This is a genomic window from Burkholderia sp. PU8-34 (genome assembly GCF_053427725.1).
In genome coordinates this window covers 202649-218963 of the sequence record NZ_JBSAXC010000005.1, presented here as the reverse complement: position 1 = coordinate 218963, position 16315 = coordinate 202649, and the positions used below count along the sequence as shown (strand labels likewise).

Annotated in this window: 14 protein-coding genes; 5 read left to right on the top strand and 9 right to left on the bottom strand. The window is 69.3% G+C overall.

The window, feature by feature from the left end:
* Positions 1-7 precede the first annotated feature (7 nt).
* Complete coding sequence (locus ACV22Z_RS15010) at positions 8-1033, bottom strand: SIS domain-containing protein (protein WP_448077290.1); 1026 nt, start codon at positions 1031-1033, stop codon at positions 8-10.
* Complete coding sequence (gene nagA / locus ACV22Z_RS15005) at positions 1026-2129, bottom strand: N-acetylglucosamine-6-phosphate deacetylase (protein WP_448077082.1); 1104 nt, start codon at positions 2127-2129, stop codon at positions 1026-1028. The genes ACV22Z_RS15010 and nagA overlap by 8 nt, the downstream gene beginning before the upstream one ends.
* A gap of 743 nt (positions 2130-2872) precedes the next feature.
* Here nagA and ACV22Z_RS15000 point away from each other — a divergent pair.
* Genes ACV22Z_RS15000 through ACV22Z_RS14990 form a run of 3 tightly spaced genes read left to right on the top strand, consistent with a single transcriptional unit; the run spans position 2873 to position 5432 of the window.
* On the top strand, positions 2873-3079 hold the full coding sequence (locus ACV22Z_RS15000; protein WP_448077081.1) for a hypothetical protein: 207 nt from the start codon (positions 2873-2875) through the stop codon (positions 3077-3079).
* On the top strand, positions 3076-4344 hold the full coding sequence (gene hpnI / locus ACV22Z_RS14995; protein WP_448077080.1) for a bacteriohopanetetrol glucosamine biosynthesis glycosyltransferase HpnI: 1269 nt from the start codon (positions 3076-3078) through the stop codon (positions 4342-4344). Before ACV22Z_RS15000 ends, hpnI begins: the two co-directional genes overlap by 4 nt.
* Positions 4344-5432 carry a lysylphosphatidylglycerol synthase domain-containing protein gene (locus ACV22Z_RS14990; protein WP_448077079.1) on the top strand — a complete coding sequence of 363 codons (1089 nt, stop codon included), beginning with the start codon at positions 4344-4346 and terminating at the stop codon, positions 5430-5432. The genes hpnI and ACV22Z_RS14990 overlap by 1 nt, the downstream gene beginning before the upstream one ends.
* A 234-nt stretch (positions 5433-5666) precedes the next feature.
* Here the strand turns inward: ACV22Z_RS14990 and ACV22Z_RS14985 are convergent, their stop codons facing one another.
* The 6 genes from ACV22Z_RS14985 to ACV22Z_RS14960 all read right to left on the bottom strand — a co-directional run bounded on the left by ACV22Z_RS14985 (position 5667) and on the right by ACV22Z_RS14960 (position 14158).
* Positions 5667-8915: an error-prone DNA polymerase gene (locus tag ACV22Z_RS14985; RefSeq protein ID WP_448077078.1), complete on the bottom strand. Its 3249-nt coding sequence runs from the start codon at positions 8913-8915 to the stop codon at positions 5667-5669.
* A gap of 6 nt (positions 8916-8921) precedes the next feature.
* The gene (locus tag ACV22Z_RS14980) at positions 8922-10418 is read right to left on the bottom strand and encodes a Y-family DNA polymerase (RefSeq protein ID WP_448077077.1); all 1497 of its coding nucleotides are present in this window, start codon (positions 10416-10418) and stop codon (positions 8922-8924) included.
* On the bottom strand, positions 10351-11058 hold the full coding sequence (gene imuA / locus ACV22Z_RS14975) for a translesion DNA synthesis-associated protein ImuA (protein ID WP_448077076.1): 708 nt from the start codon (positions 11056-11058) through the stop codon (positions 10351-10353). The genes ACV22Z_RS14980 and imuA overlap by 68 nt, the downstream gene beginning before the upstream one ends.
* Positions 11059-11363: 305 nt before the next feature.
* Positions 11364-12158, bottom strand: coding sequence for an ABC transporter ATP-binding protein (locus tag ACV22Z_RS14970; protein WP_448077075.1), 795 nt, complete (start codon positions 12156-12158; stop codon positions 11364-11366).
* Between the two features lies 1 nt (position 12159).
* On the bottom strand, positions 12160-13056 hold the full coding sequence (locus tag ACV22Z_RS14965) for an ABC transporter permease (RefSeq protein WP_448077074.1): 897 nt from the start codon (positions 13054-13056) through the stop codon (positions 12160-12162).
* A gap of 136 nt (positions 13057-13192) precedes the next feature.
* Positions 13193-14158 carry an ABC transporter substrate-binding protein gene (locus ACV22Z_RS14960; protein WP_448077073.1) on the bottom strand — a complete coding sequence of 322 codons (966 nt, stop codon included), beginning with the start codon at positions 14156-14158 and terminating at the stop codon, positions 13193-13195.
* A 278-nt stretch (positions 14159-14436) separates the two neighbouring features.
* Here ACV22Z_RS14960 and ACV22Z_RS14955 point away from each other — a divergent pair, with 278 nt between their 5' ends.
* Positions 14437-14739, top strand: coding sequence for a VF_A0006 family four-cysteine protein (locus ACV22Z_RS14955; RefSeq protein WP_448077072.1), 303 nt, complete (start codon positions 14437-14439; stop codon positions 14737-14739).
* A 126-nt stretch (positions 14740-14865) separates the two neighbouring features.
* On the opposite strand, the gene ACV22Z_RS14950 is transcribed toward ACV22Z_RS14955, so the two are convergent.
* Positions 14866-15681, bottom strand: a complete 816-nt coding sequence (locus ACV22Z_RS14950) for a MetQ/NlpA family ABC transporter substrate-binding protein (RefSeq protein WP_448077071.1) — start codon at positions 15679-15681, stop codon at positions 14866-14868.
* 287 nt (positions 15682-15968) lie between these two features.
* Here ACV22Z_RS14950 and ACV22Z_RS14945 point away from each other — a divergent pair, with 287 nt between their 5' ends.
* On the top strand, positions 15969-16259 hold the full coding sequence (locus tag ACV22Z_RS14945) for a YciI family protein (RefSeq protein WP_448077070.1): 291 nt from the start codon (positions 15969-15971) through the stop codon (positions 16257-16259).
* Positions 16260-16315 lie beyond the last annotated feature (56 nt).

Sequence of the window (16315 nt, the reverse complement as noted above, 5' to 3'; positions counted from 1 at the left end):
CGGCTCATCAATGCGTTTCGGTGACTTTGTTCAGGTGGCGCGGCGTGTCGGGATTGCGGCCGCGCGCGACGGCGAGATCCGCCGCCATCACGTAGAACGAAAGAATGGCGGCGATCGGGTCGAGCGCCGAATGGGCGGTTTGCGCGAGCGGCAGCACCGTGCCCGATATGTCGGGCGTGCCGGGCGTGCCGGCAGGCGCGGCGAGCAGCACCGCGGCGCCGCGCGCGCGCATGTCGCTCGCGAGCTGCAGCAGGCCGGCCTGCTCGGGCCCCGGCGGCGCGAACACGAGCAGCGGGTAGTCGCGGTCGATCAGCTCCATCGGGCCGTGACGGACTTCGGCGCTCGAGAACGCCTCGGCCTGGATGCCGGATGTTTCCTTCAGCTTCAGCGCGGCTTCCTGCGCGATCGCGAGGCCGAGGCCGCGGCCGATCACGATCATCCGCTCGACATCGGCGAGCGCCGCGACGGCGGGCGACCAGTCGAGCGCACCCGCCTGCGCGAGCACGTCGGGCAGCCCGCGCAGCGCGCTCACGAGCTCGGCGTCGCGCTGCCAGAATGCGACGATCTGCGCGGACAGCGACAGCATCGCGATGTAACTCTTCGTTGCCGCGACCGACAGCTCGGGGCCGGCCAGGAGCGGCAGCTGGTGCTCGCACGCGTCGGCGAGCGGCGACGGCAGCACGTTGACGGCTGCGACGGTGCGCGCGCCGGCTTCGCGCAGCGCGGCCATCGTGTTGACGAGATCGGGGCTCTTGCCGGACTGCGAGAACGCGATCGCGAGCTGGTCCTGCACCTTCAGCGGCGCCTGTTGCAGCGTCGCGACCGACATCGGCAGCGACGCGACCGGCACGCCGAGGCGGCTCATCGTCAGGCTTGCGAAATAACTGGCGGCGTGGTCCGAGCTGCCGCGCGCGACCGTCAGCGCGACGGCCGGCGGATGATCCATCAGCTGGCCGGCGAGCGCTTCGACGCGCGAGGTGTCGGCGAGCTGCGCGGCGACGACCCGGGCGGCTTCGCGCGCTTCGTTAAGCATATTCGACAATCGATTCTCCTTCGACGTAGGTCGCGGTGAGGTTCAGGTCGCGATCGAACACGACGAGGTCGGCCCATGCGCCGCACGCGACGCGGCCACGATCTGCGATGCCGAGGTAGTCGGCCGCGTAGCGCGACATCCGGTTCGATACGTCGGCGATCGGCAGGCCAAGCGACACGAGGTTGCGCAGCGCCTGATCCATCGTCAGCGTGCTGCCGGCGAGCGTGCCGTCGGCGAGACGCACGCCGCCGAGGCACTTCGTCACGTGCTGGCTGCCGAGCCGGTATTCGCCGTCGGGCATGCCGGTCGCCGACGTGCTGTCGGTCACGACGTACAGGCGCGGGATCGCGCGCAGCGCCGCGCGAATCGCGCCCGGATGCACGTGCAGCAGGTCGGGGATGATCTCCGCGTATTCCGCATGCGCGAGCGCCGCGCCCACAAGGCCCGGGTTGCGGTGATGCAGCGGCGACATCGCGTTGAACAGGTGCGTGAACCCGCACGCGCCGTGCTTCAGCGCGGCGACCGCGTCGTCGTAGGTCGCGAGCGAGTGGCCAAGCTGCACGCGCACGCCGCGCGCGGCCATCTCGCCGATGATCTCGATGTGGCCGGCGATTTCCGGCGCGAGCGTGACGACGCGGATCGGCGCGATCGACAGGTACTTCAACACTTCGTCGAGCACCGCCGACACGGCCGCGTCCGGCTGCGCGCCGAGCTTGCCGGGGTTGATGTACGGGCCTTCGAGGTGCACGCCGAGCACACGCGCGCCGCCCGGCGTGCGGGTGCGCGCGACGCTGCCGAGGTTGCCGACGACCTTCATCAGCTCGTCGCGCGGCGCAGTCATCGTCGTCGCGAGCAGGCTCGTCGTGCCGTACTGCGCGTGCGTGCGGGCGATCGTCTCGATCGCGTCGCCGCCTTCCATCACGTCGGCTCCGCCGCCGCCATGCACGTGCAGGTCGATGAAGCCGGGCAGGATGTACGGCGCATCGTTCTTCGCGGGATCGGCAGGGGCGCCGGTAAGCTCGGTGATGCGGCCGTTCTCGCAATCGAGCGAGCCGTGGATCCAGCCGTCGGGGGTGAGGATGTTGCCAGTCAGCATGACGTTCTCTTGATGATCTGGTGACGCGGCCATCCGCGTCGTGATTTGCCAATCTGCCGGTTGCGCCGGTTGCCGCACGCAGCGGCAGTCTCGCGCGTCAGCGTTTCAGTACGGCGACGAAGTCGTAGTAGGCGTCGCGGGGATCAGGCACCAGTTCGGACCAACCGATTTCCATGAGCCCCCGGGGAGTCGAGCGACGGACGCGGGCCATCGAATGTGGAGGCATTATATAACCACAATAGTACCAGTCAACGAACTGGTATTAGCCTCGCGAGAATCGCTGGAAGCCTTGTCCGGCAAGCGTTTTAGTTGCCACAAAGCCTTTGTTTACAATGCACTCCCGGATAGGGATTTACCCGGATCGGTATGCAAAGGGCCAGTTCCAGCGCGCCGGCCGCCGGGTTGCCGCGCCTGGAAATGAGACCGGAATAGAACCAATCGGCAAAGTGGTATGGTTCGCTCGCGTCAGCGAATGCGCACGGAATGAAATGAATTGAAATCGAGACGACGCCGCGCACGGCACTTTCCGAAGATCGCTTTATTGTTCGTCAGCACATCATCGCTACAATCGTCTCGTCCGTTCCGGATTCGGCCCTGCGCCTCTGAGCGGCCTCGGGCGGCAAACGGTATCGATTTCGTCCGACGGCCAGCGGCGCATGCGGGTCGTCCGCAGGTCGTCCTTTACGCGCGGCTCGACCGGCACCGGTTCGACCGCGCGTGTCCGTGACACACGCTGGACACGCATGTCAGACGAAAATCGCCCGTTCGTGCCGGTTCCCATGATGAAGGAGTGCATGTTCGACAACGCCGCATTCATCGGCCTCAAGCCGTGCGCCGCGGGCATCGCGGGTGATCCCGTCAGGCTCGCCGCCGGAACCCGCGGCACCTCCGCCCCCGGTCTGCCGGACCGGGCGACGCTCACGATCTCACCGATGAACGAGGCACGATGAACGGATCGCCCGCGCGATTGCAAGGCGGCGGCGGCGTTCGCGCGATCGGCGCGGCGCTGGTGGCGGGGACGCTCGCGTTTGCGGCGGCCGAGTTCATGAGGAAAACGTTCGGCGCCGGCGTTCCGCTTGCGCCGCTCGCGGATCTGTTTGAGCTCGCCGCGCTGCTCGGCATCGTCTACACGCTGATCGCCGCATGCCTCGTCGGCCGCTTTTTCACGCGCAAGCCCGTCGTGCCCGGCCGCTTTCCCGCCATCACGATCGTCAAGCCGCTGCATGGCGACGAATGGCATCTCGAAGCGCATCTCGCGAGCTTCTTCGAGCACGACTATCCAGGCCCGGTCCAGTACCTGTTCGGCGTGCACGACGCGAAGGACGTCGCGTTGAACGCGGTCGACGCGCTGCGGACGCGCTATCCGGACGCGCACGTGACGATCGTCGCGGACGCGCGCCTGTATGGCCCGAACCGGAAGATCGGCAACCTCGTCAACATGCTCGAACAGGCGGAGCACGACGTGCTGTGCTTTGCGGACAGCGACGTGCAGATCGGCCCCGACACGTTGCGCCAGCTCGTCGGCGCGCTGCAGCAGCCGGGCGTCGGCCTCGTCACCTGCGTGTACCGCGGGATGTGCGCACCGGGATTCTGGCCGCGCGCGGCCGCGGCATCGACGAACTACCTGTTCCTGCCGGGCGTCGTCACGGGCCTCGCGGCCGGCCTCGCACGCCCCTGCTTCGGGCAGACGATCGCGATCACGCGCGCGACGCTCGACGAGGTCGGCGGTCTCGCGCAGTTCGCGCATCATCTGGCCGAGGATCATGCGCTCGGCGAGGCGGTTCGCGCCACTGGCGCGAGCGTCGCGATTCCCCCGACGCTCGTCGGGCACGCATGCGTCGAGACGACGTTCCGCGAGCTGTTCATTCATGAGCTGCGCTGGAGCCGGACGATCCGGGCAGCCGACCGGCTCGGGCACCTCGGCTCCGCGCTGATGCATCCGGTACCGTTCGCGCTGCTCGCGGCGATCGTGTCCGGCGGCACGCCGCACACATGGGCGCTCGCCGGTACGGCGCTGGCGGCGCGCTTCGCGCTCAAGTGGCGGACCGACCGGGCGATCGGGCAGCCGTTCGCTGACTGGGCCGTGCTGCCGGTGTCCGATCTCGTTCAGTTCGCGGTGTTCGTCGCGAGCTTCTTCTCGTCGCACGTGATCTGGCGCGGCACGCGCTTTCGCGTCGACCGGCATGGACGGCTGTCCAAGGCTGGCGAGTCGTGATGCGCCGGGAAATCAGTCGCGGCACGGACGCCGACGATGCGCGCGCGCGACGCGGCGGCACGTGGGCCCGGCATTCGGGGCGGGCGGCGGCACTCGTCGGGCTGGCGCTCGCCGGATGGCTGATCTGGCGCGCGCATCCGCTGGACGTCCTGCACCGGTTGCAGACCGCGGGCGCCGGGCTGGCGCTCGCGGCACTGGCCCACATCGTTCCGATGCTCGCGAACGCGTGGGACTGGCGGATGCTGATGCGCGGCAGGCGGCGGCCGTCCTTCGCGGCCATGCTGAAGCTCGTGTGGATCCGCGAATCGATCAACGGGTTGCTGCCGGTCGCCCGGATCGGCGGGGAGATCGCGTCGTTCGGGCTGCTCCGGCGCATGGGCGTGCGGCCGGCGGCGGCGGTGGCGAGCCTCGTCGTCGACATGCAGCTCACGCTGATCAGCCAGCTGGTATTCGCGCTCGCCGCGATCGGCTACGTGCTGTGGAACGTGCCGTCCGGCGTCGCGCACGCGGCCGCGCATCTCGCGCTCGGCGTGGCGGCGCTGGTACCGGTGCTGCTGCTGTTCGCGCTGGTCCAGCACGTCCGGCCCTTCGAGCGCACGATGCGCGCGATCAACCACGTGACGAGCGGCAAGGTCTATGCGCTCGTCGGCGAATCGGCGCGCATCGACCAGACGATCCGGCTGCTCTGGCGCAAGACGGATGTCGTCATGTCCTATCTCACGATCTGGCAAACGCTGCAGTTCGCGGGATACGCGCTCGAGATCTGGATCGCGCTCCACTTTCTCGGCGCGAATCCGACCGTCTTGCAGGCGCTCGTGATCGAGGCGCTGATCCAGCTCGTCAGCAGCGTTGCGTTCCTGATGCCGGGTGGCCTCGGCGTACAGGAAGGCGGATTCGTGCTGATCGGCGGCCTGATCGGGTTCGATCCGCCGACCTGTCTCGCGCTGGCAGCCTCGCGACGCGTGCGCGATCTGCTGTTCTACGTTCCGGGGCTGCTGGCCTGGCAGTTTGCCGCCGCCTCCGGAGATCGTCGCGGTTCCGCGAACCAGGCGTCGCCGCAAGCCTGCGGGCCGGACGAACCGCGCTAGAAGGGTCTGTTTACATACGGGACACGCATGCGAATGCGCGAAATCGCTCGTCCTCCAAGGGGACTTCCTGCGGCGCGTAGGGCAAGGAGCGAGGAGCACCGTTTGGCAGCGCCAAACAAGCGACGAGCGACGCCGCCATACGGGCGATTTCGGGCACTCCCCTGGAATGAAATTTAAGTTTGGGGTTGCGACGAGAACGGGCCTGGCCCGACGGCACGCGCGCCCGGACGCGCGTCAATGGAACTCGCGGCTCGACGTGCGCAGCCCGCCGAGCAACGGCGTCAGATCCTCGAAATGCTGCGCGACGAGGTGCCTCACGTCGCTCTCGACCTGCCAGACGCCCGACGCCGCGAGCAGCCGCGAATCGAGCGTCTCGCGGCGCTGCCGCGCGAGCAGTTCGGGCCGGACGATCACGTTCACGCAGCCCGTTTCGTCCTCGAGCGTCATGAACATCACGCCTTTCGCGGTGCCCGGCATCTGCCGCGCGATCACGAGCCCGCACGCGCGCGCGAGCCGGCCGTTGCGGCGCTCGCGCAGCTCGGCCGCGGACGACAGCCGCTGCGCGCGCAGCACCGGCCGCAGCAGCGCGACGGGGTGACGGTTCAGCGTGAGGCCTGTCGTGCTGTAGTCGGCGAGGATGTCGTCGGCTTCCGACGGCGCGCCTAGCGCCGGCCGTTCGGGTTCGTCGATCGGCGCAGCGGCGAGCAGGTCGCGCTCCGGCGCCGCGGCGACGGCCTGCCACAGCGCATCGCGGCGATGGCCGGCGAGCGTCGCGAGCGCGTTCGCGGCGGCGAGCGCTTCGAGGTCGCGGCGTTCGAGCTGCGCGCGGCGCGCGAGCGCGTCGACGTTCTCGAACGGCCCCGCCGCGCGCGCCGCTTCGATTCGCCGCGCGGCCGCCTCGCCGAGACCGAGCACGAGCGACAGGCCGAGCCGCACCGCGGGCCGGCCGTGCGGCGGCACCTCGCCGGGCAGCGCTTCGAGTGCGGCCTCCCAGCCGCTTTGCGTCGCGTCGATCGGCAGCACCGTCACGCCGTGGCGCTTCGCGTCCTGCACGAGCTGCGCGGGCGCGTAGAAGCCCATCGGCTGGCTGTTCAGCAGCGCGGCGAGAAAAATCGCGGGTTCGTGGCATTTGAGCCAGCTGCTCGCGTAGACGAGATGCGCGAAGCTCGCCGCGTGGCTTTCCGGAAAGCCGTATTCGCCGAAGCCCTTGATCTGCTCGAAGATCTGCTCGGCGAATTCCGGCGGATAGTCGCGTTCGCGCATGCCGTCGACGATCTTGCGGTGATATTTCTCGAGATTGCCCTTGCGCTTCCACGCGGCCATCGCGCGGCGCAGCTCGTCGGCCTCGCCGGGCGTGAAGCCCGCCGCGATGATCGCGATCTGCATCACCTGCTCCTGGAAGATCGGCACGCCGCAGGTGCGCGCGAGCGCGGGCTTGAGATCATCTTTCGGATAGACGATGGGTTCGATCCCCTGCCGCCGCTTCAGGTACGGATGCACCGCGCCGCCCTGGATCGGCCCCGGCCGCACGATCGCGACCTCGATCACGAGGTCGTAATACTCGCGCGGCTTCAGGCGCGGCAGCATCGACATCTGCGCGCGCGATTCGATCTGGAACACGCCGACCGTGTCGGCGCGGCAGATCATGTCGTAGGTGTCGCTGTCGTCCTGCGGGATGTCGTCCATGCCGAACGGCCTGTTGTCCGGCTTGCCATCGGGCTCATCGGGCTTGCCACCGGGCTTGCCGTCCCGCTTCGGCGGCCCGCGCCACGCGGTGACCATGTCGAACGCGCGATGCAGCGCCGACAGCATCCCGAGCGCGAGCACGTCGACCTTCATCAGCCCGAGCGCTTCGAGATCGTCCTTGTCCCACTGGATCACGCGCCGCCCGTCCATCGCCGCGTTCTCGACCGGCACGAGCCGCGTGAGCTTGCCGCGGCTGATCACGAAACCGCCCGAGTGTTGCGACAGATGGCGCGGAAAGCCGAGCAGCCGCGCGGCGAGTTCGGCCCACGCGCGAATCAGCGGCGTGTCGGGGTCGAGATCGACCGATGCGAACTGGTTCAGCAGATCGCGGCTGCCGTCGAACCAGCGATGCCCTTTCGCGACGCGCTCGATCAGCATCGGATCGACGCCGAGCGCCTTGCCGGTCTCGCGCAATGCGCCGCGCGGGCGGTAGGTCGATACGGCCGCGGCGAGCGCCGCGCGGTCGTGCCCGTATTTCCTGTACAGGTACTGGATGACTTCCTCGCGCCGCTGGTGCTCGAAGTCGACGTCGATATCGGGCGGCTCGCCGCGCTCGCGGCTGATGAAGCGCTCGAACAGCATCGTGCTGCGCTCGGGGTCCACTTCGGTGACACCGAGGCAGTAGCAGACGACCGAATTCGCGGCCGAGCCTCGCCCCTGGCACAGGATGTCCTGGCTGCGCGCGTAGGTGACGACGTCGTAGACCGTCAGGAAGAACGGCTCGTATTCCAGCTCCTCGATCAGCTCGAGTTCGTGCCGGATCAGTTTCTGCACCTTCTCCGGCACACCGTGCGGATAGCGCCGGTGCGCGCCCGTCCAGGTCTCCTGCTGCAGATAGCTGGCCGGCGTATGCCCGTCCGGCACGAGTTCGAGCGGATATTCGTAATGCAGCTCGCCGAGCGAAAAGTCGCACGCATCGAGAATCGCGCAGGTCTGCGCGATCTCGTCCGGCGAAAACAGCGTCGCGATCCGCTGCCGCCCGCGCAGATGCTGCTCCGCGTTCGGCGCGAGCGCGTACCCGCATTCGGCGATCGACATCCGGTGCCGGATCGCCGTCATCGCATCCTGCAGCGGCTTGCATGAACGCGCGTGCATCGTCACATCGCCGAGCGCGACGACGCGCATCCCGCGACGCGCACCGGCCGCGCGGATGTCCTCGCGCTGCGCGCCATCGAACGCGCGCTGCAACTGAACGAGCCCGAGCCGCGCACGCTCGCCGAACGTCGCGCGGAACCACGCGACCTGCGCATCGAGCACGTCCGCACGCACCGGATACACGGGCACGAGGATGGCGAAGCAGTCGGGCACGCCGCGCAGATGCGCGAATTCCGCGGGCGGCATCGACAGCATCTGGGGCGTCAACCGGTAAGTGCCCTTCGGCGCCGCCATCCGCCGCCACGAAATGAGCTCGGACAGGTTGCCGTAGCCTTCGCGGTTCTGCGCGAGCAGCACGAGGCCGAACGCGCCGGGGCCCGGGTCGTGTCCGGGCGCGACGTCGTCCGGCGTCACGTCGAAGTACGAGCCGATGATCAGCGGCAGCTTTGCCGCCTGGGCCGCGACATGCATCCGCGGCGCGCCCGCGAGCGAGCATTCGTCGGTGATCGCGATGCCTCGGTAGCCGAGTTCCGCCGCACGCTCGACGAGTTCCTCGGCATGCGACGCGCCATGCAGGAACGAGAAGTTCGACCGGCAGAACAACTCCGCGTAGTCGGGCAGGAACCTGAATTCCGCATTCATCGCCGCTCACCCGAACAGGCCGTGCAGGAACCAGCGCGGGCCGGTGGCGTTGCGGCTGCCCGGACGCTCCTGAAAGATCCAGTAGCACGCGCCGGCGTCGTCCTGCGCGACGAAGTAGTCGCGCGCGACATGCTGGCCGTCGAACCACCCCGCCTCGATCCGCTCTGCCGACGACATCATCCTGAGCGGCGTGTGAAACACCGGCCGGTTCTCGCGCATCAGCAGCGGCTGCGGCTCGGCCAGCAGCCACGCGGGACGCGGCGGCGCAGTGGCCACACCAGCGGCCGAACCGGCGGCCGCCCTGCCCACCTGAGCATCGAGCGGCACCCAGCGGTTCGCCGCCTCCGGCCGATAGTCGGCAACGGGCGCCGCGCGCAGCACGTTGTCCGCGCCGAGCCGCGCGACCAGCAGCTCATAAAGCCGCGCGCGCGCCTCCCGCGTGCCGCCCGGCTCGGGAAACAGGTCGTCGGCGGGCGGTGCGACCGACTCGACGCGCGTGGCCGTCAGGCGCACCCCGATCACCGCGGCGGGCAAATCGACGCGTGCCAGCCGCTCGCCGAGCAGCCGCATGAAGTGCGCTTCGTCGCGCGCCGGCTCGGCGAACGCGAGCTCGAGCGACGTCGGCGGCACCGCCTGGCGGCCGCGCTCGTGCTCGAGGCCGAACGTCATCGCGGCAAGCGACAGCTGCCGCGCGGCCAGCCAGCCGCACAGCTGCACGACGAGCCGCCGCGCGACGAACAGCACGGCCTCCGCGTATTCGACGCGCTCCGGCAATTCGAGCCGCGTATCGAACACGGGCGGCACGGGCATCCACGCGAGCGGCTCCACCGCATCGCCGTATGCGCGGTCGAGCGCGGCCAGCAGCGCGGGGCCGCAGCGGCGCTGCAGCCCCGCACGCGGCAGGCGGCGCAGATCGGCCAGCGTGCGGCAGCCGAGCCCGTCGAACCAGCCCGCGTACGGGCGCGCGTCCGGCAGCAGTTCGCACGGCAGCGCATCGAGCGCGCGCACGAGCGACGCCTGGCGCGCGACGCGCCGGCGCGTGCGCGCACGGGCCGGCGCGCGCGCGAGCAACCACGCGCCGCGCCCGGTCGGCGCGGCGGCAAGACGCGCCGCGTAGCCGAGCGCCGCGAGCGTCGCACGCACCTGGCGGCACAGCGACGGCAAGCCGCCGAACAGGCGCAGGCTCGGACCGACGTCGACGACGAGCGTCGCTTCGTCGTCGAGCGCGACGCACGGCGAAAAACGCAGCAGCGCAAGCGCGACCGCGCGCAGCGCGTCGGCTTCGCGCGCCGGGTCGCGTTCGACGAGCTGCGTGTCGGGCGCGAGCGTCAGCACACCGCCGCGCTTCATGCCCGCGCGCACGCCCTGCCTGCGCGCGGCCGCGTCGGCGATCAGCACGACACCCTGCTCGAGCACCGCGCAGCCGGCGGCGCCGTCAGCCGGCGGCGGCGCGCACACGTCGAGCGGCAGACGCGGCAGATGAATGCCGAGCAAGACGCGCATAGCGGCTCTCCACGATGGGCGACGGCAGATCGAGCACGAGCAGCTCGCTGCGCGCCGGGCCACGGCGCTTGACGATCTCGACCGCCACACCGCCCGGCGCCGGGTGCAGCGCGAGGCGCAGTACCGCGGGCGACGGCTGCCGCGCGGCCGACAGCGGACGCAGCATCACGAACAGCGTGTCGCCCGCGCGCGCGGCGGCGAGATGCAGGCGCCGCAGCGCGTCGGGCCGTGCGTCCTGCCAGAGCAGCAACGCGCCGCAGCAGCCCGTCTTGAGCGCCTGCTCGGCCGCCCACAGCGCGTCCGCGCGGCTGCCGGCGCGCAGCCACAGCAGCGCGTCGGCCGGCACGCCGAGACTCGCGAGCGCGCTCGCGTGCGGCGCCTGCGGCGGCGCGACGAGCGCGAGCGGCCGCTTGCCGCCGACGGTGCGCGCAAGCGCGGGCGCGAGCAGCCGCATTTCGCCGCAGCCCGGCTGCGCGGCCAGCAGTTCGACGAGCCCGCCGACCGGCCAGCCGCCGCCCGGCAGCTCGGCCGACAGCGTCGCGAAACCGGTATCGATCGTGCGCGGCCCGCCGCGCGCCAGCTGCGAGCCGCGCCAGAGCGTCGGATGCAGGGATTCAGGGGAAATAGAGGATGCGAGCATGACGCCACCCACAACTGTATGGATATACAGTATATGGCAATGCGCTCACGCCGCACAGCGCCGGGGCGAAACCGGCTTTCCGTCAGAACAAATACGTCGAGAAAATCGGGGCGCCCGTCATCGCGCGACGCCCCCGGTCAAACTCGACGCGGCACAGTCGTATCGCCAGGCGCGCCGCGTGAACGCCGCGATATCCGTCCGGCCCGATGCGTCCATCATGCGCCACACCGAGCCGGCCGAACCCGCCGGACGAATCGGCCCGACCGGCCGATGCAACGCGTCGCATCGCGCCGGTCCGGCCCGCTTCAGCCGAGCAGCAACGCGTCGTCGTCGAGCTGCTCGTGCCGCACCTTCTCGAACATCTGCAGCAGGTCCGGCACGTCGAGCCCGCGGCGCGCGTCGCCCGACACGTCGAGCACGACCTGCCCCTGGTGCAGCATCACCGTGCGGTCGCCGTAGTCGAGCGCCTGCCGCATGCTGTGCGTGACCATCATCGTCGTCAGCCGGCTCTCGGCAACGATGCGCGCGGTCAGCTCGAGCACGAACGCGGCCGTCTTCGGGTCGAGTGCGGCCGTGTGCTCGTCGAGCAGCAGGATCCGCGACGGCCGCAGCGACGCCATCAGCAGGCTCACCGCCTGCCGCTGCCCGCCGGACAGCAGCCCGATCCGGTCGGTCAGCCGGTTCTCGAGGCCGAGGTTCAAGAGCCGCAGCTTGTCGCGGAACAGCTCGCGCGACGGACGGTCGAGCGCGGCCCGGAAGCCGCGCCGCACGCCGCGCGCCGTCGCGAGCGCCATGTTCTCCTCGATCGTCAGCGCCTCGCAGGTGCCCGCCATCGGGTCCTGGAACACGCGCGCGACGAGATGCGCGCGGTCCCACGCCGGCTGGCGCGTGACGTCGGCGCCGTCGATCGTGATACGGCCCGCATCGACCGCCTGGTCGCCGCTGATCGCATTGAGGAAGGTGGACTTGCCCGCGCCGTTCGAGCCGATCACCGCGACGAACTGGCCGTCGGGGATGTCGAGCGACAGGCCGCGCAGCGCGCGCGTCTCGATCGGCGTGCCGGGGTTGAACGTGAGCTTCAGGTCTTGTGCGGACAACATGTCATGCTCCTCCGTTCTTGCGCGCGAACAGCTTCTTGCGCGTTGCCGGCAGCACCAGTGCGATCGTGACGAGCGCGGCCGTCACGAGGTTCAGGTCCTGCGCCTTCAGGCCGATGAATTCGCTGTTCAGCGCGAGCGCGATGAAGAAGCGGTAGACGATCGCGCCGAGCACGACGGCGAGCGTCGTCAGCACGAGCCGGCGCGCGGGCAGCAGCGTCTCGCCGATGATCACCGCAGCGAGCCCGATCACGATCGTGCCGATCCCCATCGAGATGTCGGCGCCGCCCTGCGTCTGCGCGAACAGGGCCCCCGCGAGCGCGACGAGCGCGTTCGACAGCGCCATCCCGGCGAGCGTCGCGCGGCCGGTCGCGACGCCCTGCGCGCGCGCCATCCGCGGGTTCGCGCCGGTCGCGCGCATCGCGAGGCCGAGCTGCGACGAGAAGAACCAGTCGAGGCCGAGCTTCGCGATCACGACGACGACGGCGAGCAGCGCCGGGCGCAGCACGTAGTCGGGCAGCCAGTCGGGCTGCAGCACGGTGAAGAGTGTCGGCTCGGTGATGAGCGGCACGTTCGGCCGGCCCATGATCCGCAGGTTCACCGAATAGAGCGCGATCATCATCAGGATGCTGGCGAGCAGGTCCATGATCTTCAGGCGCACGTTGAGCCAGCCCGTGACGAAGCCGGCCGCCGCGCCCGCGACGATCGCGAGGCCGGTCGCGGCGAACGGATCGAAGCCCGCCGAGATCAGCGTCGCGGCCACCGCGCCGCCGAGCGGGAAGCTGCCGTCGACGGTCAGGTCGGGAAAGTTGAGGATGCGAAACGAGATCAGCACCCCGAGCGCGACGAGGCTGAAGATCAGGCCGATCTCCAGTGCGCCCAGTAACGAGAACAAAGACATGGTGGGGAATCCTGTTGCTTCCCGGCCGGACGGATGCGGCCGGGCAAAGCGAACGAGCGGCCCCGTAAGGGCCGCCCGTTCGACGGTTTCGTTCAGGCCCGGATCGGGGCCTTCAAGCGCGGCGGCGGGCCGCCGCTTACTTGATGACCGTCTTCGCGTCCTTGACGAGATCCTGCGACAGCGTCACGCCCTGCTTCGCGGCCGCCCCCGTGTTCACGAACAGCTCGAGGTTGCTGCTGGTTTCCGACGCGATCGCGCCCGGCTTCTCGCCCTTCAGGATGCGCGCGACGACCTTGCCGGTCTGGCGGCCGAGGTCGCCGTAGTTGATGCCGAGCGCCGCGATGCCGCCGCGCTTCACGCTGTCGGTGTCGCCCGCGACGAGCGGGATCTTCGCTTCGTTCGCGACCTTCACGAGCGCTTCGTATGCGGATACGACGTTGTTGTCGGTGTTCGTGTAGATCACGTCGACCTTGCCGATCAGGCTCTTCGCGGCCGGGCCGATGTCGACGGTGCGCGGCGCGGCTGCTTCCTTGAGCGTCATCCCCTGCTTCGCGAGGATCTCCTTCAGCTCCTTCACGACGACGACCGAATTCGCCTCGCCCGGGTTGTAGACCATGCCGACCGTCTTCGCATTCGGCGCCACGCGCTTGATCAGCGCGACCTGGCGGTCGAGCGGCAGCTTGTCGGACACACCCGTCACGTTGGTGCCCGTCGGGCCCCAGCCCTTCACGAGCTGCGCGGCGACCGGATCGGTCACGCCCGAGTAGACGACCGGCACGCTCTTCGTCGACGCGACGACCGCCTGCGCGGCCGGCGTCGCGATCGCGACGATCACGTCGGGCTGGTCGCCGACGAACTTGCGCGCGATCTGCGCGGCCGTGCCCGTGTTGCCCTGCGCACTCTGGTATTCCCACTTGAGCTTGTCGTCGCCGTAGCCTTCGGCCTTCAGCTCGGCGCGCACGCCGTCGCGGATCGCGTCGAGCGCCGGGTGATCGACGATCGACAGCACCTTGACGGTCTGCGCATGCGCGGCGCCGGCGAGTGCCAGCGCGGCGACGCCGGCCGTGATCGAACGGATCGCAAATTTCTTCAGTTGCTGCATGGGTGAGTCTCCCCCGTATTGTCGGTTCTGGATGATGGGTCTCGCGCACCGGGCCGGCCGTGCGGCCGGCGGCGAATCGCACGAGGATACCATTTCATCAGACTTCAGCCTGACTCGGAAATTACAGGGGCCGCATCATATGCACGGCCCGCGCCGGCCCCGCGAATACGGCCGAATGCCCGGCGGGCGGGCGCGTCCGTTCGTGACCGGGTAACGCACCGGTCGCACGCGCCGCTTTACGTTATGCTGTCTAGCTGACCCGATTGACCGGAGGCGATATGTCGTGGTGTGCCCGTTCGATCGCGATCGCCTTGCTGGCGATGCCGGCCGCCGCATACGCGCTGACCGACAGCAATGCCGCATACGATCAATGCGTGCTGCAGTCGCTGCGCGACAGCTGGAGCAGCGTCGCGGCACGCATCATCCAGCAGTCCTGCGACGCGCTGTACCGAAACGGGGCATTGCTGCTGCCGCGCGAGCGCGCGTATCACGAATGCGTGGTGCAATCGCTGCCGGGCGTGCGCGACAACTTCGCGATCCAGCAGATCATGTCGATCTGCTCTAGGCGCCGCGAGATGTGATGGATGCGGCGCCCGCGGATGTGACGGATGAGCCGCCCGTGGATGTGAAGGATGAGTCGCCCGTGGGCGACGCGCATGAAAAAAGGGCCTGCATGTGCAGGCCCTTTTTCAGACGGCGGGATGCGCTCAGAACGACGCGACCATCGAGCCCTTGAACTGCTTCTTGATGAATTCCTTCACTTCCGGCGACTGGTACGCCTTGACCAGCTTCTTCACCCACGGCTGGTCCTTGTCCTTCGCGCGCACGGCGATCAGGTTTGCGTACGGGCTCGTCAGCGCTTCGAGCGCGAGCGCGTCCTTGGTCGGCTGCAGGTTCGCGGCGAGCGCGTAGTTCGTATTGATCACGGCCGCGTCGACGTCGGACAGCACGCGCGGCAGTTGCGCGGCGTCGAGCTCGGAGATCTTCAGCTTCTTCGGGTTGTCGGCGATGTCGAGCACGGTCGCGTTGTTGCCGCCCGTGCCGGCGCCCGCCTTAAGCTTGATCAGGCCTTGCGTCTGCAGCAGCAGCAGCGCGCGGTTCTCGTTCGACGGATCGTTCGGCACCGCGAGCTTCGCGCCTTGCGGCAGGTCCTTCAGCGCCTTGATCTTCTTCGAGTAGACGCCCATCGGCGAGATGTAGGTCAGGCCCGCGCTGACGAGCTTGTAGCCGCGCTGCTTCACCTGGCTGTCGAGGTAGGGCTGGTGCTGGAAGCTGTTCGCGTCGAGGTCGCCCGCGTCGAGCGCCGCATTCGGCTGCACGTAGTCGTTGAACTCGATCACCTTCACGTTCAGGCCTTCCTTCTCCTTCGCGACCTTCTGCACGACCTGCCAGACTTCCGCGTCCGGGCCGGACACCGTGCCGACCTTGATCACCTTGTCCTCGGCGTGTGCGCCAGCCGACATCGTCAGCGCGGCACCGGTTGCCAGCACGGAAAACACCTTCAGGAGACTGCGACGGTTCATCTGTTTCTCGCTTTCTTGCTAACTGAAAAAGGGGCGCGATACGGGTATGTCCCGGCTCGCAGGAAAGGGGCAAATGGTGTCACAGGATCGGCGGGAAGTGAAATACATCCCGCTTATATGGGTATGCGACAAGTGCGCAGGCTGCGGTGCCGGACGCCGTCGTCGGCGGCTCGGGCGTTGCACCGCCCTCCCCCGGATCCGATGCGGCGGCGCGACAGCGCCGACAGGCTGTGCTACAAGAACGCCTTGCCGGCGCATCGCGCGCCGGCGACTTACCGAGGCCAGTCATGTACGTCATCGACATTCACTACACCGCGTCGCTCGAGCGCATCGACGATGCGCTCGAGCGCCATCGCGTGTATCTGCAACCGCTGCTGGACAAGGGAATCTTCATCGCGACGGGGCCGAAGGTGCCGCGCGACGGCGGCGTGATCCTCGCGGCCCGCATCGATCGCGACGCGCTGGAAGCAATCCTGCAGACCGACCCGTTCGTCACGGAAGGCCTCGCGACCTACGGCGTGACCGAGTTCCGGATGACGCGCGCAGCACCGGGCCTCAACCTGCCCGCGCTGCCGTAACGCTCGCTCGCGGCCCGCGTGCGCAGGCGTGCGCGCGGACCGCACGCGGCACAGGC

Coding starts and splice junctions, on each gene's coding strand:
- ACV22Z_RS14960 (WP_448077073.1), bottom strand. CDS start 14,158: ATGCAGCAACTGAAGAAATTTGCGATCCGTTCGATCACGGCCGGCGTC.
- ACV22Z_RS14985 (WP_448077078.1), bottom strand. CDS start 8,915: ATGAATGCGGAATTCAGGTTCCTGCCCGACTACGCGGAGTTGTTCTGC.
- ACV22Z_RS14950 (WP_448077071.1), bottom strand. CDS start 15,681: ATGAACCGTCGCAGTCTCCTGAAGGTGTTTTCCGTGCTGGCAACCGGT.
- imuA (WP_448077076.1), bottom strand. CDS start 11,058: ATGCTCGCATCCTCTATTTCCCCTGAATCCCTGCATCCGACGCTCTGG.
- ACV22Z_RS14990 (WP_448077079.1), top strand. CDS start 4,344: ATGCGCCGGGAAATCAGTCGCGGCACGGACGCCGACGATGCGCGCGCG.
- ACV22Z_RS14955 (WP_448077072.1), top strand. CDS start 14,437: ATGTCGTGGTGTGCCCGTTCGATCGCGATCGCCTTGCTGGCGATGCCG.
- ACV22Z_RS14965 (WP_448077074.1), bottom strand. CDS start 13,056: ATGTCTTTGTTCTCGTTACTGGGCGCACTGGAGATCGGCCTGATCTTC.
- nagA (WP_448077082.1), bottom strand. CDS start 2,129: ATGCTGACTGGCAACATCCTCACCCCCGACGGCTGGATCCACGGCTCG.
- ACV22Z_RS15010 (WP_448077290.1), bottom strand. CDS start 1,033: ATGCTTAACGAAGCGCGCGAAGCCGCCCGGGTCGTCGCCGCGCAGCTC.
- ACV22Z_RS15000 (WP_448077081.1), top strand. CDS start 2,873: ATGTCAGACGAAAATCGCCCGTTCGTGCCGGTTCCCATGATGAAGGAG.
- hpnI (WP_448077080.1), top strand. CDS start 3,076: ATGAACGGATCGCCCGCGCGATTGCAAGGCGGCGGCGGCGTTCGCGCG.
- ACV22Z_RS14980 (WP_448077077.1), bottom strand. CDS start 10,418: ATGCGCGTCTTGCTCGGCATTCATCTGCCGCGTCTGCCGCTCGACGTG.
- ACV22Z_RS14945 (WP_448077070.1), top strand. CDS start 15,969: ATGTACGTCATCGACATTCACTACACCGCGTCGCTCGAGCGCATCGAC.
- ACV22Z_RS14970 (WP_448077075.1), bottom strand. CDS start 12,158: ATGTTGTCCGCACAAGACCTGAAGCTCACGTTCAACCCCGGCACGCCG.